Raw genomic sequence first — 19,801 nt, 5'->3', positions numbered from 1 at the left:
CGTTGCACGCATGTCCTAGACCTGCCACATAGACGGCGCATTCGGGCGGCAGGATTCGCTCGCAAAATCAGCTTTCGGGGCAGAAATCCATGCGCAAATACCTGATCGGCTTCGTCGTGCTCCTCGTGGCGGCACTGGGCGGCATGTGGTGGCTGGGGCAGCAGGCCGTCAAGAACCCGCCGCCGGACACCGAGACCCGGATTCCCGTCGAAGGCGTTTTCTAGCCGCTTTCTTTCGGTGAACCTCAGGGTAAACGGCGCCTGACGCAGCGACTCGTGCGCGCTGAAACCCCAAATCGCCCGCGCCTATTTCTATCTTAATCTGCGCGTCGTCCCGCGCAGAAATAGAAGCCCGGTCCGCCCGGGCGTCAGTATCTGCCGCTTCACGCGCCCTTAAACCGGATGGCCTAGCCTTGCCGGCATGTCAGACCGCCAGCGCATCGGCGCCTTCCTCGAAATGATGTCCGCCGAGCGGGGCGCCAGCCCCAACACGCTCGATGCTTATGGCCGCGACCTGATCGATGCGTCCGAATTCTGCCGCGGTCGCCTGACCCGGGTGAAAGCCGCCGAACTCAGCGCCTGGGTCAACGACCTCGCCGAGCGCGGCCTCGCCCCTGCCTCGCAGGCCCGCAAGCTGTCGGCGTTGCGCCGTTTCTTCCGCTTCCTTTTTGAGGAAGGCGACCGCAAGGACGACCCCACCGCCCGCCTTGACGGCCCCTCCCCCACACGCGACGTGCCGGACGTGCTGAGCCGCGAGGAGATGAAGGCCCTGATCTTCGCCTGCGGGGACGACACGCGCCTGCGCTGCCTGGTGGAACTGCTCTACGGCGCCGGCCTGCGCGCCTCCGAACTCGTCTCCCTCACCCTCGGCAGCCTGCCCCGCCGCAAGGGGCCGCGCTGGGTGACCAGCGACATCATCATCCGCGGCAAGGGCGGCAAGGAACGCCTCTGCCCCCTCGGCCGGCCCGCACTGGAGGCCCTCGCCGACTGGTTGGCGACTCGCACCAGGGAGAAAGCCCCGGCCCGCGCCGAGGACTACGTCTTCCCCTCGCGCGGCGCGAGCGGCCACCTGACGCGCCGCCGTCTCGGCCAGTTGCTGGAAGGCCTCGCGGTCGAAGCCCGACTCGACCCCGCGCGCGTCCACCCGCACGCCCTGCGCCACGCCTATGCGACCCACCTGCTACAAGGCGGCGCGGACCTGCGCGCCGTGCAGATGCTGCTAGGCCACGCCGACATCGCGACGACGCAGATCTACACCCACGTCCTCACTGACGAACTCCAGGAATTGCTCGAGACCGCCCATCCGATGGCAGGCTGAACCCGTAGTCAGGGCAACCTCCGGAGGATTGCCATGTTCCGCCGCGCTGCCCTGTCGCTTGCTGCCGCGCTGTCGGCCTGCGTCTCTGCCTCGCCGCCCTTCGGCGAAGTGCCCCTGCGCACCGCCGCCGAGGTTCGCCGCATTGAGGGCGGCCTCGAAATCTTCTTCCGGTACCTGGACGAGCCCTCCGCTGACGGCCCTTCCACCTACCTGATCGACCCCGGCGGAACCGCGATCGACGGCGAGCCTGTCATGTCGCGCGAGGTTCTCGCGAATGGCGATGTCGTGGTCGAAACGCGGGGACTTTGCGAGGACAACGACCTCCCGGCCGTGTGCACCCACACCTACACGCTCGGCGAGACCCGTTTTTCGATCCGCAAGACGATCGATCCGGACGGTGAAGCAACCGCCTTCCAGCGCAACGCCTACACGTTCACGCGCTGAGCCGCCGCCAGCGGTAAAACACCCATTGCGGGACGATTTTCGCCGTGAGATACGGGCAATTGTGCCAGCGCGTGCTGGTGTTTGCCTTCGGGGAATTGCATGGGCCGCACACTTCGTGCCCTGATTGCCACGCTTCTCATGGTCGAGATCGCCGCAATCTTTTTCGGAACCTCCACCTGGGCCATCCTGTCCGAGCTGCACGCCAGCCAGCCGATCATCTTCGGCGGCGAGGGCATTGCGGCCGTGATCGTGCTGGCCATCGGCGTTGTGGTCTTCCGGCGCGCCCTGGCCGCCGAGCGTCGCATCGAAGCTGGCCTGTCCTCGTCCAGCTGAGGCTTGCCGCCGCAGGCCGCCCCCGCCCTTTGACGCAGCGCAACATGACGCCTATTCCTCTGGCATAACCGGAGGGGGCCAGCATGTCTCAGAAAACGCCGCGCAATTTCTTCAAGCCGCTCGCCATCGGCGCGCCCGAACCGATGCGCGACCTGCCCATCCGCCTCGAGCGGATGATCCATTTCGTCCCCGGCCATAACGAAAAGATCCGCCCCAAGGTGCCGGAGATGGCCAAGCAGGTGGACGTGATCCTGGCCAATCTCGAGGACGCGATCCCCGCCGACGCCAAGGACGCCGCCCGCGCAGGCGCCGTCGAGATGGCGAACATGCGCGACTGGCAGAAATCCGGCACCGGATTCTGGAGCCGCGTGAACCCGCTGAACTCACCCTGGTTCCAGGACGATGTCTCCGAACTGGTCCTCAAGGCCGGCCACCAGCTCGACGTCATCATGCTGCCGAAGGTCGAAGGCCCGTGGGATATTCACTTCGCCGACCAGTACGTCGCCCAGCTCGAAGCCAAAGCCGGCCTGACGCGCCCGATCCTGTTTCACGCCATCCTCGAAACCGCGCAGGGCATGGCGCGCGTCGAGGAGATTGCCCTCGCCTCCCCCCGTATGCAGGGCATCTCGCTCGGCCCGGCAGACCTGGCCGCAGACCGCAAGATGAAAACCACCCGCGTCGGCGGCGGTCACCCCTTCTACCGCGTGCTGGAAGATCCGCATACGGATGGAAGCGCGCGCGCCAACGCCCAGCAGGACCTCTGGCACTACACGATCGCCCGCATGGTCGACGCCTGCCGCATGGCTGGCATCAACGCTTTCTACGGCCCGTTCGGCGACATCTCCGATCTCGATGCCTGCGAGCAGCAGTTCCGCAATGCCTTCCTGCTCGGCTGTTCCGGCGCCTGGTCGCTCCACCCGAACCAGATCGCCATCGCCAAGCGCGTCTTCTCTCCGGACCCGGAGGAAGTGAAGTTCGCCCGCAAGATCCTCGCCGCCATGCCGGACGGCACCGGCGTGGCCATGATCGACGGCAAGATGCAGGACGACGCCACCTGGAAACAGGCCAAAGTCATCTCCGACCTCGCCGACCTCGTGGCCTCGAAAGACCCCGACCTCGCGGCCGCCTACGCCGCTTGATACTCGCCGCGCATTGACGTCTCCCGCTGCTGCAATGAAGATACCGGTGGGAGAAACGCCATGTCAGAGCAGATCAACGAGGACGTTCGCGCGCTGCTTGACGAACTGACCCCGAGTCCGATCAGCGCCGCGCCCGGCCAGAACATGCTGCCGCCGAATGCGCGCTGCGATGTCGGCGATACCCCACTCTGGCGCGGACATACGGGCCCCGCGACGCTGTTCGTCCATGGCTGGAACGACACGCACCGCATCTGGCGCCAGTTCGCACAGGACTTCCTCGCAAGCTCGCGTCCAGTCCTCCTGATGGACCTGCCCGCACATGGCGCCTCGAAACTGATGGAATATGGCGGCGAGGTCGCCGGAAAGTCGGTGCTCGAAGTCTGCACTGCCGAAGCGCCCATTGACACGATCATCGCGCATTCGTTCGGCTGCGTCGCGACAGCCAACGCCATCCGGAATGGTGCGCGCGCGGACTATGTCATCCTCATTGCTCCGCCTGTGCTCGGCTGGGCCGAAGCCAAGCGCCGGCAGGGCACCGATCCTGCCGTGCTCGAGCGCGCGCTTGAGATCATCCGCGCAAACGGCGGCGGCGAACTTGGTCCGTTCGACTTTGCCGGCGCCCTCGGCGGTTTCAAGGGCAAGCTTCTGTTCATCGGCTCCGAGGCAGACGTTGGCTGTCCGCTTGACGAAATCTCGCGTGTCGCCGCAAGCTTGCCCGGGGCCGAAGTCCACGGTGTCACGGGTCTCGACCACCGCGAGCTCTGTCTTGACCGCGGCGTGCTCGCAAGGATTCTGTCCTTTCTCGGGTACGCGTGAGTCCGAAAACTCCGATTGTGGCGCTGCCCTGCCCCGTTTAATCTCGCGCGCCGGAGGACCTCATAATGGCAAAGCACCTGATCCCGACCACCGGCCACAGCCCGAACCTGCAGGCCTGGTTCGACTGGATGGACCGCGACCACTCGCCCGGCGGCCTTGCGCCCCTGCTCGCCGATGACGTCGTCTTCAAAAGCCCGGTCGTCCACACGCCGCAGCAAGGCAAGATGATCACAATGGGCTACCTGCTCGCGGCCGGCGAAACGCTGGGCAATGACAGTTTCCGCTATACCCGCGTTTTCGATTGCGGCGACCGGGCGGTGCTGGAATTCGAGACCGAGATGGACGGCATCCTCGTCAACGGCGTCGACATGATCGAGTGGAACGCCGCCGGCCAGATCATGGACTTCAAGGTGATGGTCCGTCCCCTGAAGGCCATCCAGACCGTTCACGCCGCCATGGGCGCGATGCTGGCGAAGATGAAAGCCGGCGCGTGAAGGCACCCGTCCTCGAAACCGAACGGCTTTGCCTGCGTCCGGCCGAACGTGCCGACCTTGAGCCGGCTGCCGCCATGTGGGCCGATGAGGGCGTTGTGCGCTTCATCGGCGGCAAGCCACGCTCACGCCAGGAGGTCTGGTTCGCGCTGCTGCGCGGCGCCGGTCTTTGGGCCATGGTCGGCCATGGCTATTGGGTGGTCACCGACCGGGCGACCGGCGAATTCCTCGGCGAAGGCGGCTTTGCGGAATTCAAACGCGGCCTGCCCGAACACCTTGTCCCCGGCCCGGAAGCCGGCTGGGCCTTTGCGCCCGCCGCCTGGGGACGCGGCATCGCCTCCGAAGCGGTCGGAGCGATGCATGAATGGCTGGACGCAAACCGGCCCGGCATCAGCAGCTGCGTGATCGAGCCGGCCAATATCGCCTCGGCGAAGGTCGCTGCGAAAATGGGTTATGTGCAGACCGGTGAGACCCTGCTTGGCGGCGAACGCGTGAACACTTACCGGCGCGGCGCCTGACGTTCCTGGAAGTCCTGGATCTGGCTGGTCGCCGAAGGGTTCCAGGCGCGCAGGAAATCCAGGAAGGCCGCTTCCGGCAGGCCGGGGCTGTAGAGGAAGCCCTGCGCCATCGTGCAACCGCGCCGCCGCAGGAACTCGGCCTGCTTGGTCGTCTCGACGCCTTCGGCCACCGTCTTCAGGCCAAGCGTTTCGGCCATCGCGAGGATCATCTCGACAATCGCCGGCGCCTGCTTGTCGGTTTCAAGCGCGGAGACGAACTGCCGGTCGATCTTGAACACGTCGAAGGGCAACTGGGTCAGCGTCGCAAGGTTCGAATGGCCGGTCCCGAAATCGTCGATCGCGAGCTTGGTGCCCATCGCACGCAGCGGCGAGATGAACTCGGCCACGCGCGCCGGATCAGACACCGCCATGCTCTCGGTGATCTCCAGCTCCAGCCGGTTCGGATGCAGACCGGTGCGGCGCAACACCGCCATGATCGAGTCGGTCAGGTCGTGGCGCTGGAACTGGCTCGGCGAAACGTTCACGGCAACGGTCAGGTCGAAGCCTTCGAGCTGCCAGGTGCGCGCGGCTTCGCACGCCGCTTCGAGGATCTGCATGCCGATCGCATCGATCAGCCCGGCCTGCTCGGCCACCGGAATGAAGGTCGCGGGCGAGATCAGTTTGCCGTTCGGCCGGCGCCAGCGGGCCAATGCCTCGGCGCCGGTGATCCGGCCGGTCTGGAAGTCGATCTTCGGCTGGAAGACGGCCTTGAATTCCTTGTTGCCCACCGCGTCGCGCAGCTCGGCCTCGAACCGGTAGCGGCCTTGCACGATCCGCGTCAGGCGCGGCGTGAAGAAGCGGAAGCCGGACTGCGCTTCTGAACGCACAAGCCGCACGGCCAGCTTCGCGTTCTGCATCAGTTTCGGGAAGGACTCCGCATCCTCCGGTGCCATCACGATGCCGCCAGAGATCGACATCGTCACCTGCCGGGTCGGCAGGTCGAACGGTTCAGCGAACGCTGCCCGGACGGCGCGGGCGATGGAGATGACATGGTCACGGTTGATGGCCGAAGGCAGGTAGAGCGCAAACTTGTCCGCCGAGATCGCCGCCAGCATGCTGCCTCGCAAGGCGACCGCCGCCGGATCGCCGAGCTCGGCCAGGGCGCGGGTCAAGCGCTTCGAAGCCGCTTCCAGCAGAGCGTCGCCATTGGCCGCGCCAACCTGTTCGAGAAGCTGGCCGAACCGGTCGATGTCGAGCAGCAGGAACGCAGCCGGATAGTCGAAGCTCGCCTCAGGCAGGGTCGCGTTGACATGGCGTTCCAGCGCAATCGCGTTCGGCAGGTTGGTGCGGCCATCCTTGTAGGCAATGTGGCGCAGCACTTCGTTTTCGCGGCGCAGCTTGCGGACCGCCCGGGTGCTCGCAACCCGCAGACGGCGCAGCTCGGGAAACTGCAGCGAGTCGAGTTCGGCCTGGGCGTCCAGCCGGTCGGTCAGCATGTAGGCGGTGAAACGGTTGAACAGGTCCTGCAGCGGCTTGGCCGTGACATAGGCACCGGCAGCTGAGAGCACGGTGCAAACGAAGAGCAGTGTCGACCAGACCTGCCAGGGCACGGCCAACCCGAACGGCAGGCCCAGCACGAAGGCCCTGTAACTCATGACCGCGAGCAGCGCGACGCTGTACAGGATGAAGGCCAAAGAGGCGCCCGCGATTGCGGCGAAGGCCGTAATCGAAAGGCTACCGGTCAACCGGCCGAGGAAGGTTACGCGTTTCAATCCAATGCCGCCTGGGGCCCCGATTCGGAAAATCCCCTGCAAACTGCGGCATAGATGTTTAGGAATCTGTGAACATCCTGCGCTAGCTGTAATGTTCGCTACGGACTATATGCCTGCCATGACCAAGACCCGCACCGCCACGATCACCCGAAAGACCAAGGAAACGGACATCACTGTCACCGTTGACCTGGACGGAACCGGCAAATCCGATATCGACACCGGGATCGGTTTCTTCGATCACATGCTCGACAGCCTGTCGCGCCACTCGGCAATCGACCTGACCGTGCGGTGCAAGGGCGACCTGCACATCGACATGCACCACTCTGTTGAGGATACCGGCATCGTCATCGGCCAGGCCATCCTGAAGGCGCTGGGCGATTTCGCCGGCATCACGCGCTTCGGCCATGCCTATATCCCGATGGACGAGACGCTGACCCGGTCGAGCCTGGATCTGTGCAAACGGCCTTACCTGATCTGGAAAGTCAGCTTCTCGCGCGACAAGATCGGCGAAATGGACACCGAACTCTTCAAGGAGTTCTTCCATGCCCTCGCCGGCAATGGCGGCATGTGCCTGCATGTGGAAAACCTCTACGGCGAGAACTGCCACCACATCGCCGAAAGCTGTTTCAAGGCCACAGCGCGGGCCCTGCGGACGGCGATCGCGGTCGATCCGAAGCTCGGCGGCAAGCCGGCCAGCACCAAGGGCAGCCTATAGAAACGCCCTGAATACAGGGCCTTAGATCATCCGGGCGTCGACGACCGCCGGGATCAGCGCGCGGTCAGCCGGCACCTGGCCGTCGAGCATCAACATGGCGAGGCCGTGCACCAGCGACCAGGCTTTCAGCCGGCGTGCCTCGCGCACATGCTTGGGCATTTCGGCGCCGAAGACGCCGTCGATTGCATCGACCAGCATCTGCATGCCGTTATGGTCCGTCCCCTCCCCCAGCCCGGGCACCGGCACGGGACCGCTTCCCGGCTGCGCCATCATCAGACGGAAAAGCGAAGGATGGTCGAGGGCGAAATGGACGTAAGCCCGGCCCATGGCATTGAACGCCTCCAAGCCCGGCTGGGCCGCCTGCATCGCATTGCGGAACGCGCGGGCCAGCATCACCTGGCCTTCCGCACACAGCGCGCCCAGAAGCGCGGCCTTGTCCGGGAAGTGCCGGTAGACCGCGGTCGCCGACACGCCTGCATTGCGCGCAATCTCGCGCAGGCTCAGCGCTTCGGCCGGGCCTGAGTCGATCAGTTTCAGGCCTTCGGCAATCAACGCGGCGCGCAGATCGCCATGATGGTAGCGACTTTTGTCGGATGGTATGTTGACAGTGTTATCATTCTCGGGCATGTTATCGGTGTAAACATTATTCCGCGCCCGTTCAACCCGCACACTTCGTCACAGGAGCCTTCCATGCCCAGCCCCGTTGAAACTGCCATCCGCGGTGTCGTCACCCAAGGGATCATGACGGTCGCGAACTTCAACCGGACCCATCGCAAGGCGAAGGAGCCGAACCCCTACCTGACCGGAATCCACACCCCGCTGAGCGCCGAGCAGACCTTCACGGACCTGAAAGTCACCGGCACGATCCCGGCGGGGCTGAACGGCCTCTACCTGCGCAATGGCCCGAACCCCTTCGCCCCGCCCAACCCTGCTACCCATCACTGGTTTGCCGGCGACGGCATGCTGCACGGCGTGCGCCTCGAAGGCGGCAAGGCACTCTGGTACCGCAATCGCTGGGTCCGCTCGGCCGCGATCAGCAAGGCGCTCGGCGAAGCGACCATCCCCGGACCGGCGACTCGTTTTGAAAGTCCGAACACGAACGTCGTGGCGATGGCCGGCAAGATCTGGGCGATCGTCGAAGCCGGCGGCCTGCCCGTCGAAGTCTCCGAAGACCTTGAAAGCCGCGCCCGCAACGATTTCGGCGGCCTGCTGGCCAAGGGCTTCACCGCCCACCCGCACGAGGATCCGCTAACCGGCGAGACCCACGCCATCTGCTACAATGCGATGGAACAGACCACTGTGTGGCACACCGTGATCGGCAAGGACGGCCAGGTAATCCGCCATGAGCCCATCGCCGTGCAGGACGGCCCCTCGATCCATGACTGCATGCTGACGAAAAACTATGTGATCGTCATGGACCTGCCGGTCACCTTCTCTATGTCCGCCCTCGTGGCCGGCGAAAACTTCCCCTTCCGCTGGAACCCGAAGCACGCTGCCCGGATCGGACTCCTCCTCCGATCCGGGAAAGGCAACGATATCATCTGGTGCGATGTCGAACCCTGCTACATCTTCCACCCGGCCAACGCCTACGAAACGGAAGACGGCACGGTGATCATGGACGCGGCGGTGCATTCGCGCGTGTTCGACGACGGACAGAAAGGCCCGAATGCACCGGTTACCGATTTCGAAAGCCTCGAGATCAACCCGGTCACCCACAAGGTCACGCGCACCGTCATCGACGCCGCGCCGCAGGAATTTCCGCGTCCGGACGAACGCCGGATCGGCCAACCCTACCGCTTCGCCTACACGGTCGCCCTGCCCCCGGCCGGCGTGGCCGAATGGATGGGCGCGACCTGTATCTACAAGCATGATCTTGGCGCGAGGACGCGCGAGGTCCATGATTTCGGTTCGGGCCGCGTGCCGGGCGAATTCGTCTTCGTGCCGGCCCATGCGACGGCAGGCGAAGACGAGGGCTGGCTGGTCGGCTACGTGATCGACACGAACACCGACACCACCGATCTCGTCATCCTGGACGCGCAGGACTTTACCCGCGCGCCGGTGGCGGCGGTGACCATTCCGCACCGCATCCCGCCGGGCTTCCACGGCAACTGGATCCCGCTGGGCTAACCTCAGCCGGTCGGGTCTTCGTCACGGGCCGGCAGGCGCGACAGCAGCAGCTTGTCGATCCGCCGGTCATCCATGTCGATCACTTCGAACCGCCAGCCGTTCGAGACGATCGTGTCGGACAACTGCGGCACGCGCTGGAGATGATGGATCACGAGGCCGGCGGCGGTGGCGAAGGAGGCGTCCTCCTCGCTCCGGACATCCGTGCCGAGAACGATCTCCAGATCCTCCAGCGCCATGCGTCCGTCGATCAGCCAGGAGCCGTCTTCGCGCTTCTGCGGGCGCGCCAGGCCATCACCGTCCGAGAAGGCGACATCGCCGGCAATCGCGCCGAGCACATCGGCGGCCGTCACGATGCCTTCGACGTGTCCCAGCTCATCAACGACCAGTGCGAGCTGTACCGGGCTTTTCTGGAGATTCTCGAGCAGGTTCAGGACCGTCATCGTATCCGGCACGAACAAGGGCGGATGCCCGGCCGCCTCGAAGTCCGGTATCCGGCAGCCGCCGGATTGCGCCAGAAGATCCTTGGTCTGAACGATTGCGATCACTTTCTCGAGGTCATCGCGCGCGACCGGAAAACGGGAATGGCCGCTCTCTGCCATCCGCTTCAGCAGGTCCTGCGGCGGATCGTCAAGGTCGAGCCAGACCACATCCTTGCGCGAGGTCATGATCGAGCGCACGTCGCGGTCGGCGAGGCGCATCACGCTGCGGATCATCGTGCGCTCGCCGTCTTCGATCGCGCCGCTCGCGGCGCCTTCCTCGATCACGCTTTCGATCTCTTCTTCCGTGACCTGATGGGTGTTGACCTTCGCCAGACCCAAGATGCCGAGGATCAGGTTGGTCGAGCCACGCAAGACGAACACGAGCGGAAAGGCTACCCGCGAGAGTAAGGCCATGGGCGGCGCAATCGCGCAGGCGAAGGCTTCCGGCGCGGTCATCGCGATCCGCTTCGGCACCAGCTCGCCGATGACGAGCGACAGGTAGGTCGTCGCCGCGATCACCACACCGAAAGCGATCAGCCCGGCCTGATGCTGCAGCGGCGGCATCGTCCGCGCGATCCAGGGCGCGAGATCCTCGGCCAGGGCGGTGGCGCCATAGGCGCCCGCAATAATGCCGATCAGCGTGATGCCTACCTGCACAGTGGACAGGAAGCGCGAAGGATCGGCCTGCAGGCGCAGCGCGGCCTTGGCGCCCCGGTCGCCCTTTTCGGCGCGCAACTGCAGCCGCGTGTGGCGGGAAGACACGATGGCGAGTTCGGACAGAGCGAACAGGCCGTTCAGCGCGATCAGCGCAAGAAGAATGATGAGGTCCATGGGCCACGCCTATCGCACGATTGCGCCGCCGCCTCCAAGCCGATTCGCGGTCAGGCGGGGCAGATCAGGTCGAGCGGCGTGGTGCCCTCGGCCGGGTCGATCTCCTGCCGGATCTGGTCGAGGATCATCGGCAGGGCCACGCCGAACCCGCTGCGCGGACTGTCGAGCCGGATTCCGGGAACCGAGCCGATATGCACGGCAACGACCTGCCCGCTGGTCAGGTCGAACACTGGCGCACCGAAGGCGCCAAGCGTGGTCGAATGGGCATAATAGATCCTGTACGGATCAGACGCGTCTTCGAGCTCCGACACGAAAAGGGTGACCGCCTGCCCGCCCAAGGCGGCGTCGCCGATGCCGTAAAGGGCCAGCGGCCGGCCCGGCATGTTGGCCGGGCTCACCTCCCCTTCCAGGATGCTACAGGCGATGTCTTCGCTTACCAGCGGCCGCGCGCCGAAGGGCGGCGGCGCGTCGAGCCGCCAGAGTTCGAACGGATCTACCCCGCTCATGTGCATGGGCGTCGACCAGATCAGCTCCGCCCCCTTGATCCAGGTCTCGCCATCGAGCACCGGGAACAGCGCACGCAGGCTGACCGGCGGCCCGGCAGACGTGAAATTGACAATTTTCTGTTCCAGCGGCGGTGCATCCAGCGGCACTTCGCCGGCTTCGAATCCATCTTCGACCGGCGGGCTGGACTCGTCCGCACCGGGAACGAAGGCGTTGGGCAGCACGAATGCGGCGGCATCCTCCGCCACGCTGCGCATGGCGGGCACGAGGAGATAGGTGCCGGTATCGCCGCCGCGCAGCAGGCTGCCATCGATCAGCATGCCGGACTGAGCGGCGGCGAGCCGGCCCTCCGCATCCTGCCGCTCGACCTTGGCGATGGCGCCGGAGAACTTCGCAGCCAGCGGAAACCAGCCGCCCTGGATCGTCACGTATCTCGCGCCCGAGGGCGGCGCGCGCAGCGCAATGTCCGCAGACAGACGTAGGTTTGATTTCTCCAGCTCGTTTGTTTTCACGTCCAGCGCATCGAGTGCCGCGATGGCCTGCACCTTCAGGTTCTCCTGGACCTTCTTCGCCTCGAGCGCCTCGAGGGCCTGCCAGCCAGCCCCGGCTGCCAGCAGCGTCATGGCGCCTGCGACCAGCATCGACAGGACCACCGCGCCGCGCCGTTTGACCCGGGCCTCGCGCTCGGCGGCCTCACGCGCGGCAAGGCTTGCGGCAATATGATCCGAGTGCAGATCGGTCAGCGCCGGCGCGCTGGGCGGCCGGGCCGCCGCCCAGTCGCGCGCCGCGTTCAGCTCCTCGCCGCGCAGCAGCGCTTCGTCCGGCCGCCCGCGTGCATCCCAGCGCCGGGCGAGCGCGCCGAGGCGTGAATGCTCGCGGATCCAGCCGACATCCACCCGCAACGCCTGCGCCAGATCGGCGAGACCGCGCGCGAAACTCTTGCCGCCATCGAAGAACACGAAATTCAGCCGCGATAGTTCCTTCGGCATCTGCGTTTCCGGCACCGGCGCCCACACGACCGGCAACAGCCGTTTCGACATCCGCAGCGTCTCGGACACTTCCCAATGGCATTGTTCGGAATTCACCGAATGCGGCGAGATCACATAGATGACCGTATCGGCCTCCGCGATCAGGCCCGACAGTCGCGTTTCCCAGGCTTCGCCGGGCGCGATGTCTTCCCGGTCGATATAGGCCTCGAAGCCGCAGGCCTGCAGGCCGGCCACCAGTTCGTCGGCAAAGGCAGCGTCCTTGCGCGAATAGGAGAGGAACACCTTCGCGGATTCCGTAGCGGGGCCGGGCGCAGAAGCCGGGCCGGCGGGCTGGTTCGGTTTCGTCCCCATAGGTCAGCCTCGCATTTGCGGCGTGGACCAGCAGATTACCCCAAACACCTCTCAATTGCCACGGCCCGCCCGCGCCGCTATGAGCCCGGCCATGTCCCGCGTTGCGCTCATCGACTATGGCTCCGGCAACCTGCACTCGTGCGGGCGCGCCCTTGTGGCCGCCGCCGCCGGCGCGCACGACATCCAGATCACCGCCCGGCCGGACGACCTCGCCGCCGCCGACCGGATCGTGCTGCCGGGCGTCGGCCACTTTGCCGACTGTGCGGGCGCCCTGCGCGCCGTTCCGGGCATGATCGAAGCGCTGGAAGACGCCGTGCTGAAGCGCGCGCGCCCGTTCCTCGGCATCTGTGTCGGCATGCAGCTGATGGCGGACCTTGGCCTTGAGGACGGCGAGACGCGCGGCCTCGGCTGGATCCACGGGCTGGTCGAGGGGCTGGTGCCCGCGCCCGGCCTGCCGGTGCCGCATGTCGGCTGGAACGAGCTCGCCTTCCCGGACGCGCACCCCGTGCTCGCCGGGCTCGGCGCGGGCACGCATGCCTATTTCACCCACTCTTATGTCTTCCGCCCGGAAAACGAGGCCGATGTCGCCGCCTGGTGCGATTACGGCTCGCCCTTCGCGGCGGCGGTTGCCCGCGACAACCTGTTCGGCACGCAGTTCCACCCGGAGAAGAGCCAGAAGGTGGGGCTGGCACTGCTCGGCAATTTCCTGAACTGGACCCCATGACCTTCACCCTCTACCCCGCCATCGACCTTAAGGACGGCGCCTGCGTGCGCCTGCTGCGCGGCGAGATGGACGCGGCCACGGTGTTCAACACCGATCCCGGCAACCAGGCCGCCGCCTTTCACGCGATGGGCTTCACCCATCTGCATGTGGTGGACCTGAACGGCGCCTTTGCGGGCGCGCCGGTTAACCGCGACGCGGTCGCCTCGATCCTGAAATCCACGCCCGCTCCGGTTCAGCTCGGCGGCGGCATCCGCACGCGCGCGCAGATCGACGCCTGGCTGGAGGCCGGCATCTCGCGCGTCATCCTCGGCACGGTGGCCCTGCGCGATCCGGAACTGGTGAAGACTGCTGCCCGCGCCCTGCCCGGCCGGATCGTGGTGGGCATCGACGCGAAGGACGGCATGGTGGCGGTGGAAGGCTGGGCCGAGACGAGCGACATGGCGGCGGTGGACCTCGCCCGCGCCTTCGAGGATTGCGGCGTGGCCGCGATCATCGCCACCGATATCAGCCGCGACGGCCTGAAGACCGGCGTGAACGTGGCCTTCACCTCGGGCCTCGCCAATACCGTCCGTATACCAATCATTGCCTCGGGCGGGGTTGCCAGCGTGGACGACATCCGGCGCCTGCGCGCCGCCCCTGGCACCCCCATCGAAGGCACAATCCTGGGCCGCGCGCTGTATGACGGCGATATTGAGGTGGCGGAGGCTGTTGAGGTAGCTTCCAAGAATCTCTAAAGTTTAACATTTACAAGGCGAATCGGCTCATGATGACAAAGAAAGATCAGAGCCGGTTGGCGCCCGTTTGCAATATTGTCGCCGACCGGAAGCTGCGAGCGGCGGAATTGAGGTAACCTTTGACAAGGTTGAAAATTTATTCCGGAATTTCTGGAGTAGCGAGCGATTTGGTGGGATAGTTTAAGCTGTAGTCCATCACGCCTTTGCTCATCCGTAAACGGATCGAAGCTGCATAACCCTAACCGGAATTTCATCGCCCACGGCTTTGACTTTTTTATCGTGTTCGTGTTATGTTCTTCACATGCTCGTCGAGCCGCCCCGTGCACCGCCTCTGGTGCTTAGCCCACCTCAGCTGCCTTTGGTGCGCCCCGCGTTGGCCAAGCTGCCGATTTTCGTAGTGGCCGGACTCTTCCTGCTGTGCGGGCTGGCCGCGCTGTGGCTGGCCGCCATCGGCTCGGTCTGGTCCGTGCTGGCGCTGATGGTCATCCTGCCCCGGCTGGTTCTCGATACACTCATCGTGCTGACGGGAATTATCGGCGCCGCGCTCATTCTGCCCATGTCGGAAGCCGCATGGAACGCTGTGCCAGCGCTTCATCCGTATTGGCCGCTGATGCTGGCCGCTGCCGTGCCTGTGCCGCTCGCGCTGATGGCGGACCGGATTTTCTTCCGGCGCTAGCGCGCGGAGGAGAGCGGCCGGCGCAGCATACGGCGGTTGCGCAGGGCGTGGGCGAGGTCGGTTTCGGTTTCGTCCGGCGTGCCGGCATCGGCCTGCAGCTGGGTGAGCCGCGCAGCGAGGCGGCAGAGGTTCTCAGTGTCGTCCTGGCGGATCCGCTCGGCGGCTTTCAGGGTTTCACGTTTCAGGCTCATGTCTTTCCTTTCCCGGGCGCGCTGCGCCCTTCTGTTTCAAGACCCCCGCGCCTCTATAGCAGAAACACGGCCCCGCCCCAAACGGGCCGGGCGCTTCAATCGAACTCAACGCCTTTTGCAATGAGCGCGCCGCGCACGGCGTCAAACTCCGCCTGCGCTTCGGCCACCGCGGCGTCGAAGGCTTCCGGCGCAATATCCTGACGGCGGATGAGCAAGGCGTAGCAGGTCTCGTTTGCGGCGCCGAGGCCCCAGGCCGTCATCGAAATCGAGGCCGACAAAGTTCCGGCACCACGGTCAGACACGAGCTGGGCCTGGTGTTTGCCGACATCAAAAATTCCGTAGCGCATCAGCTTTGAATAATAACCGCCGAAGGTCTTCTTGTTGTTATTGACCCGGACCATGTCGGAAAGGAATTCACACTTTTCACGCCTGGAAAAAATGCGCTTGAGCGGACCGTCATCATCCGCGTCGTAGCTCGCGGCTGACAGCACTTCGTCCGGTGTGCGGGTGGGAGTGGCAACCGCCGGCGCGGACATATCCGTCGCGCACAGGACCTCGACCTCGGCCTTGTCGTAGCCGGCCTTCGCCAGCTCGATGCGTTGGTCCACCGAGCAACCTTGTGCCGCTGCGCCCAGCGAGCCCGACAGGAGCACGCTGAACAGGCAAGTGATCAGTACTTTCATGGTAGCGTCCCCTTCCGGCCCGCGAGCCTACCTGCCGTTCCGGCAATCCGGAAACCTTTTTTGCCCGGGCTAGTGGTTTGCCGCCTGGGCGCGCTGTGTCCACGTAACCTCGGCGTCGAGCGCGCAGTTCTTGCCGGCGAGCTTGGCCTGGTAGAGCGCATGGTCGGCGCGGCTGAGCAGGGTGGAGACGGTTTCGCCCGGCGCCGCGATGCAGAAACCGAGGCTGATGGTGAGGCGGCCCTGACGCTCGATGGCAAGGCCGGCTTCGGCGGCCACCCGCGCGACCATCTGCTCGCAGAACACCTGCGCGGCATAGCGGTCGCCGAACACGCCGGCCATGGCGAATTCCTCGCCGCCGAGGCGCGCGATGATGCCGGAGCCGGGCGTCATGGACCGGAATATTCCGCCTACGGTTTTCAGCACGCGGTCGCCAGCCTCGTGGCCGAACGTGTCGTTAACCTGTTTGAAATTGTCGATGTCGGCGATAGCGCAGACGAAGACGCGGTTCTGGCCGGCCGCCGCCTGCAGGCCCTGGGCCGCGGCGAAGAAGGCGCGCCGGTTGGGCAGGCCGGTCAACTCGTCGACATTGGCCAGCCGGTGGTTTTGCCGCGCCAGCTGGTCGGCGCGCAAACGGGCGCGGATGATGTAGAAGGCACAGCTCGGCGCGATCAGCATCGGCAGCACCAGGGCGCTGAGCAGGACATCAGGCGCGCGGATCACGGGGTCGATCTGCAGCCAGATATAAGTCGGCACGACCGAGGCGAAGACGGAGAACGCCGTGATCAGTCCCCCGGATACGAGGCCTCTTCGCAGATCGGCAGACAGGCGCATTCTCACTCCCCTTTGTTGACCTTTTTGTACCTGGGACGGGTTAAATCCGCCTCCGGACGATCGGCGCAATTTCACCGATCGGCTTCAGCGGCGTGCAGGACCTGGCGTGACTCCGCCGCTTTGTTCATTTTATGTTTCTCGGTTGATTGGGCCGGATTGGGGATGGCGCACGCGGCGCCGGGAGGCTAAACCGCGCGCATGCTGAAGACGCGCATCATCCCCTGTCTCGATGTGAAGGACGGCCGCACCGTGAAGGGCGTCAATTTCGTCGACCTGAAAGATGCCGGCGACCCCGTGGCGCTGGCGCGCGCCTATGATGCGCAAGGGGCGGACGAGCTCTGCTTCCTCGACATCACGGCCAGCCATGAAGGCCGCGGCACGCTGCTGGACACGGTGAGCCGCACGGCCGAGGCGTGTTTCATGCCGCTGACGGTGGGCGGCGGCGTGCGCTCGGTGGAGGACATGGTGGCCCTCCTGCGGGCGGGCGCGGACAAGGTGGCGATCAATTCCGCCGCCGTTGCCGACCCGGCGCTGATCTCCGCCTGCGCGGCAAAAGCCGGCCGGCAATGTGTGGTGGTTGCCATCGACGCGCGCAAGTCCGGCGAAGGATGGGAGATCTTCACCCATGGCGGACGCAAGGCAACCGGCATCGACGCGGTGGAATTTGCCCGCGAAGCCGCCCGGCGCGGCGCGGGCGAAATCCTCCTCACCTCGATGGACCGCGACGGCACCAAGTCCGGCTACGACATCGCGCTACTGAAGGCGGTGTCCTCGGCAGTCACCATTCCCGTCATCGCGTCCGGCGGCGCGGGCAGCGTGAACGATTTCGCCCCGGCCGTTCTGGAAGGCGGCGCGAGCGCGGTGCTGGCCGCGTCGATCTTCCATTTCGGCGAAGCCACCCTCGCTGAGGCACGCGGCGCGCTGAACAAGGCCGGCGCGCCGGTGCGGACGGTCTGACTAATCGGCGAAGGACGGGCGGCGCTTCTGCATCTCGGCCATCACCGCTTCGATCTGGTTCGGTGTGCGGATGACCTTCAGCTGCTCGGTGCTTTCAAGGGCGAGCAGCTCGGCGTCGGTGGCATCGGCCATCGCATTGCAGAGCCGTTTGGCCCCGCACATCGCGGCCGGGTGTTTGCCGGCCATGAGCTTCGCGAGCCACAGCGCATCTTCCAGCGGCGTGTCGGAAACCTGGGTGGCGAAGCCGAGTTCGTGCGCTTCGCGGCCCTTGAACTCGCGGTTCGTATAGGTCAGCTCACGGATCACATCGTCGCGCACATTGCCGCGCCAAAGCGGGAAGCCCGCCATGTCCGGCACAAGGCCCCACTTCATTTCCATGATGGCGCAGCGCGTATCGGGATGGATGATGCGGATGTCAGCGCCCGACATGATCTGGAACCCGCCGCCGAAGGCGACGCCGTGCACGGCCGCGATGACCGGCACCGGAAGCTCGCGCCAGCCCCAGGCGACATATTGCGCGAGGTTGGCGATGCCATGGCTGCGGCTGCCGAGACTGCCGGTGGCGCCTTCGCCCTGCTTCTTGCCGTCGCCCGGCTGGGCCATGGAGGAGAGGTCCAGCCCGGCGCAGAAGGCGCGGCCTTCGCCGGACAGCACGACCACGCGCAGGCCATTGGTTTCCTTCAGCTGGGCAATCGCCTCGGCGATGCCGGCGAACATCAGGTTGTCGAGGGCGTTCATCTTGTCCATGCGCACGAGGCGCACATCGGCAACGCCGTCTTCAAGCATGGTAATCGTGACGCGGTCTTTCATGGCATTTCCTCCGGATCCTGTGCCTGAAGCTGGCGCCCTTCCGCTGGGGACGTCAAGCGTTGCCGGGTGACGCGGGACCGCCGGGGCGCTAAACGGCGGGGAACAGGAGACTGACCCATGACCGCCCTTGCCTCCCCTGCCCGCCTCGGCGCGGTGCTGGCCCACCTGGCCGAAACGATCGATGCGCGCGCCGCCGAAGGCGATGCCGGCAAGAGCTGGACCGCGCGACTTCTCGCCAAGGGGCCGGACGCCTGCGCGGCCAAGGTGGCCGAGGAAGGCGGCGAGCTGGCGGACGCCGTGCGAGGCGAGAGCGATGCACGGGTCGCGAGCGAGGCGGCGGATGTGCTCTACCATGTCTTCGTGGCGCTCCGGTCGCGCGGCGTGAGCCTGGATGATGTGGCCGCGGCGCTGGAGGCCCGGCAGGGCACCAGCGGAATCGACGAGAAGGCAGGGCGGAACGGCTAGACCGTTCGGCCCCTCACCCCGAGCCTGCCCGCAAGCGGGGAGCAAACATGCCAATCAACGTCGGCCTGTCCGCCTATCCCAAAAAGCGAGGCGCCGCCCTCCCCTCACCGACTGGGCGGAGGGCGTGGACGCAACCCTACTTCACCTCTTTCGGGGGCTTCAGGCGGCGTTTGGTCTGGTGGGCGTCGGCTTTGTCGCCGGTGGGTTTTTCGCCGCGCATGTAGTGGCGTTGCCAGCGTTCTTTCATGGCGGTCTGTTCGCCGGATTTGAGGCGGGTGTTGAAGTCCGCGCGGCTGTCGCGCCAGGCGTTGTATTCTTCGACAAGCTCGGGATTCGTGCGCATCAGCTTGCGCTCCGGCTCGATCTCCTCGAGGCGCTTGTGTTCCATCAGCGTTATGAAGGCGAAAGGCTCACCCTTGCGGAAAATGACTTCGCCGGGGCGGGTCATCTGCCAGTTCATCGTGAACGGGAAAGGCAGCCAGTCGGTTTCGACAAGGCCGGTGAGCGGGGCGATGCCGTCCTTCGGCCAGTTCGGCGGGCCGGTGACCCAGACGCCCCAGCCAGGCGGGGTACGGAACAGGTGGCCTGTGTGGAAGGTGACGATGCCGCGCATGAAATGGGCGTCGGCGAAGCTGGCGATGGCGGCCGGATCGCCGGTGGTTTTCAGGATGATGTCTTCGTTGCGCGGGCCGCCATTCCAGATGACCTTGATATCGATCGGGCAGAGGATTTCCCAGCCCGTGGAGTTCGCCATGGTGAGCGGCAGGCAGCGATAGGGGTGGCGGTCCACGAACGCGTCCATCCAGGCCCGGTCAGACCGGCCGGGGACAATCTCCGGGGCGACATCGTAGATCTTGTAGCATTCGAGGCGCATGTCAGCTTGGCAATCGTTTCTTGACGGGACGGGCAAGTCTTGGCGAATGGG

General features: G+C 65.7%; 24 protein-coding genes. 15 read left to right on the top strand and 9 right to left on the bottom strand.

Annotation, left to right across the window (positions count from 1 at the left end; translation table 11 throughout):
* Nucleotides 1–89: 89 nt before the first annotated feature.
* The 8 genes from GC148_RS07300 to GC148_RS07265 all read left to right on the top strand — a co-directional run bounded on the left by GC148_RS07300 (nucleotide 90) and on the right by GC148_RS07265 (nucleotide 5,058).
* Nucleotides 90–224, top strand: a complete 135-nt coding sequence (locus tag GC148_RS07300) for a hypothetical protein (RefSeq protein WP_291069997.1) — start codon at nucleotides 90–92, stop codon at nucleotides 222–224.
* Between the two features lie 196 nt (nucleotides 225–420).
* Nucleotides 421–1,317, top strand: coding sequence for a tyrosine recombinase (locus tag GC148_RS07295; protein ID WP_291069995.1), 897 nt, complete (start codon nucleotides 421–423; stop codon nucleotides 1,315–1,317).
* Nucleotides 1,318–1,350: 33 nt separating this feature from the next.
* The gene (locus tag GC148_RS07290) at nucleotides 1,351–1,761 is read left to right on the top strand and encodes a hypothetical protein (protein WP_291069993.1); all 411 of its coding nucleotides are present in this window, start codon (nucleotides 1,351–1,353) and stop codon (nucleotides 1,759–1,761) included.
* Between the two features lie 99 nt (nucleotides 1,762–1,860).
* Nucleotides 1,861–2,094: a hypothetical protein gene (locus GC148_RS07285; protein WP_291069991.1), complete on the top strand. Its 234-nt coding sequence runs from the start codon at nucleotides 1,861–1,863 to the stop codon at nucleotides 2,092–2,094.
* Nucleotides 2,095–2,177: 83 nt separating this feature from the next.
* The gene (locus tag GC148_RS07280; RefSeq protein WP_291069990.1) at nucleotides 2,178–3,233 is read left to right on the top strand and encodes a CoA ester lyase; all 1,056 of its coding nucleotides are present in this window, start codon (nucleotides 2,178–2,180) and stop codon (nucleotides 3,231–3,233) included.
* Between the two features lie 60 nt (nucleotides 3,234–3,293).
* Nucleotides 3,294–4,049, top strand: a complete 756-nt coding sequence (locus tag GC148_RS07275; protein ID WP_291069988.1) for an alpha/beta hydrolase — start codon at nucleotides 3,294–3,296, stop codon at nucleotides 4,047–4,049.
* A 65-nt stretch (nucleotides 4,050–4,114) separates the two neighbouring features.
* Nucleotides 4,115–4,543 carry a nuclear transport factor 2 family protein gene (locus GC148_RS07270; RefSeq protein ID WP_291069986.1) on the top strand — a complete coding sequence of 143 codons (429 nt, stop codon included), beginning with the start codon at nucleotides 4,115–4,117 and terminating at the stop codon, nucleotides 4,541–4,543.
* Nucleotides 4,540–5,058 carry a GNAT family N-acetyltransferase gene (locus GC148_RS07265; protein WP_291069984.1) on the top strand — a complete coding sequence of 173 codons (519 nt, stop codon included), beginning with the start codon at nucleotides 4,540–4,542 and terminating at the stop codon, nucleotides 5,056–5,058. The genes GC148_RS07270 and GC148_RS07265 overlap by 4 nt, the downstream gene beginning before the upstream one ends.
* On the opposite strand, the gene GC148_RS07260 is transcribed toward GC148_RS07265, so the two are convergent.
* Nucleotides 5,040–6,809, bottom strand: a complete 1,770-nt coding sequence (locus tag GC148_RS07260; protein WP_291069982.1) for a bifunctional diguanylate cyclase/phosphodiesterase — start codon at nucleotides 6,807–6,809, stop codon at nucleotides 5,040–5,042. The two genes, GC148_RS07265 and GC148_RS07260, sit on opposite strands and share 19 nt — an antisense overlap.
* 118 nt (nucleotides 6,810–6,927) lie before the next feature.
* Between GC148_RS07260 and hisB the strand changes: the two genes are divergently transcribed.
* The gene (gene hisB, locus GC148_RS07255; protein WP_291069979.1) at nucleotides 6,928–7,524 is read left to right on the top strand and encodes an imidazoleglycerol-phosphate dehydratase HisB; all 597 of its coding nucleotides are present in this window, start codon (nucleotides 6,928–6,930) and stop codon (nucleotides 7,522–7,524) included.
* Nucleotides 7,525–7,545: 21 nt separating this feature from the next.
* Here the strand turns inward: hisB and GC148_RS07250 are convergent, their stop codons facing one another.
* Complete coding sequence (locus GC148_RS07250; protein WP_291069978.1) at nucleotides 7,546–8,151, bottom strand: TetR/AcrR family transcriptional regulator; 606 nt, start codon at nucleotides 8,149–8,151, stop codon at nucleotides 7,546–7,548.
* 63 nt (nucleotides 8,152–8,214) lie between these two features.
* Here GC148_RS07250 and GC148_RS07245 point away from each other — a divergent pair, with 63 nt between their 5' ends.
* The gene (locus tag GC148_RS07245; RefSeq protein WP_291069976.1) at nucleotides 8,215–9,651 is read left to right on the top strand and encodes a carotenoid oxygenase family protein; all 1,437 of its coding nucleotides are present in this window, start codon (nucleotides 8,215–8,217) and stop codon (nucleotides 9,649–9,651) included.
* 2 nt (nucleotides 9,652–9,653) lie between these two features.
* On the opposite strand, the gene GC148_RS07240 is transcribed toward GC148_RS07245, so the two are convergent.
* On the bottom strand, nucleotides 9,654–10,961 hold the full coding sequence (locus GC148_RS07240) for a hemolysin family protein (protein ID WP_291069974.1): 1,308 nt from the start codon (nucleotides 10,959–10,961) through the stop codon (nucleotides 9,654–9,656).
* Nucleotides 10,962–11,011: 50 nt separating this feature from the next.
* Entirely contained in the window at nucleotides 11,012–12,805 is a 1,794-nt protein-coding gene (locus GC148_RS07235; protein ID WP_291069972.1) for a toll/interleukin-1 receptor domain-containing protein, read from the bottom strand.
* 91 nt (nucleotides 12,806–12,896) lie between these two features.
* Here GC148_RS07235 and hisH point away from each other — a divergent pair, with 91 nt between their 5' ends.
* The 3 genes from hisH (at nucleotide 12,897) to GC148_RS07220 (ending at nucleotide 14,939) form a co-directional block, all read left to right on the top strand.
* Nucleotides 12,897–13,529 carry an imidazole glycerol phosphate synthase subunit HisH gene (gene hisH, locus GC148_RS07230; RefSeq protein ID WP_291069970.1) on the top strand — a complete coding sequence of 211 codons (633 nt, stop codon included), beginning with the start codon at nucleotides 12,897–12,899 and terminating at the stop codon, nucleotides 13,527–13,529.
* On the top strand, nucleotides 13,526–14,263 hold the full coding sequence (hisA, locus tag GC148_RS07225; protein ID WP_291069969.1) for a 1-(5-phosphoribosyl)-5-[(5-phosphoribosylamino)methylideneamino]imidazole-4-carboxamide isomerase: 738 nt from the start codon (nucleotides 13,526–13,528) through the stop codon (nucleotides 14,261–14,263). Before hisH ends, hisA begins: the two co-directional genes overlap by 4 nt.
* A 361-nt stretch (nucleotides 14,264–14,624) precedes the next feature.
* Nucleotides 14,625–14,939, top strand: coding sequence for a hypothetical protein (locus tag GC148_RS07220; protein ID WP_291069968.1), 315 nt, complete (start codon nucleotides 14,625–14,627; stop codon nucleotides 14,937–14,939).
* On the opposite strand, the gene GC148_RS07215 is transcribed toward GC148_RS07220, so the two are convergent.
* From GC148_RS07215 to GC148_RS07205, 3 genes are all read right to left on the bottom strand, one after another.
* Nucleotides 14,936–15,130, bottom strand: coding sequence for a hypothetical protein (locus GC148_RS07215; RefSeq protein WP_291069967.1), 195 nt, complete (start codon nucleotides 15,128–15,130; stop codon nucleotides 14,936–14,938). The genes GC148_RS07220 and GC148_RS07215 overlap by 4 nt on opposite strands.
* A 95-nt stretch (nucleotides 15,131–15,225) precedes the next feature.
* Nucleotides 15,226–15,813 (bottom strand): hypothetical protein, encoded by a 588-nt coding sequence (locus GC148_RS07210; protein WP_291069966.1) that lies wholly within the window; start codon nucleotides 15,811–15,813, stop codon nucleotides 15,226–15,228.
* A 69-nt stretch (nucleotides 15,814–15,882) separates the two neighbouring features.
* Nucleotides 15,883–16,644 carry a GGDEF domain-containing protein gene (locus tag GC148_RS07205; RefSeq protein WP_291069965.1) on the bottom strand — a complete coding sequence of 254 codons (762 nt, stop codon included), beginning with the start codon at nucleotides 16,642–16,644 and terminating at the stop codon, nucleotides 15,883–15,885.
* A 198-nt stretch (nucleotides 16,645–16,842) separates the two neighbouring features.
* On the opposite strand from GC148_RS07205, the gene hisF reads away from it, so the two are divergent.
* Nucleotides 16,843–17,601 (top strand): imidazole glycerol phosphate synthase subunit HisF, encoded by a 759-nt coding sequence (gene hisF, locus GC148_RS07200; RefSeq protein ID WP_291069964.1) that lies wholly within the window; start codon nucleotides 16,843–16,845, stop codon nucleotides 17,599–17,601.
* On the opposite strand, the gene GC148_RS07195 is transcribed toward hisF, so the two are convergent.
* Complete coding sequence (locus GC148_RS07195; RefSeq protein ID WP_291069963.1) at nucleotides 17,602–18,411, bottom strand: crotonase/enoyl-CoA hydratase family protein; 810 nt, start codon at nucleotides 18,409–18,411, stop codon at nucleotides 17,602–17,604. It abuts the gene before it with no gap.
* 117 nt (nucleotides 18,412–18,528) lie between these two features.
* Here GC148_RS07195 and hisE point away from each other — a divergent pair, with 117 nt between their 5' ends.
* The gene (gene hisE / locus GC148_RS07190; RefSeq protein WP_291069961.1) at nucleotides 18,529–18,876 is read left to right on the top strand and encodes a phosphoribosyl-ATP diphosphatase; all 348 of its coding nucleotides are present in this window, start codon (nucleotides 18,529–18,531) and stop codon (nucleotides 18,874–18,876) included.
* 136 nt (nucleotides 18,877–19,012) lie between these two features.
* On the opposite strand, the gene GC148_RS07185 is transcribed toward hisE, so the two are convergent.
* On the bottom strand, nucleotides 19,013–19,750 hold the full coding sequence (locus GC148_RS07185) for a DUF6065 family protein (RefSeq protein ID WP_291069959.1): 738 nt from the start codon (nucleotides 19,748–19,750) through the stop codon (nucleotides 19,013–19,015).
* Nucleotides 19,751–19,801 lie beyond the last annotated feature (51 nt).

This window comes from Hyphomonas sp., assembly GCF_016125515.1.
Classification (GTDB): domain Bacteria; phylum Pseudomonadota; class Alphaproteobacteria; order Caulobacterales; family Hyphomonadaceae; genus Hyphomonas.
The sequence above is the reverse complement of the archived record's forward strand: the minus strand, read 5'-3'. Positions and strand labels throughout refer to the sequence as shown.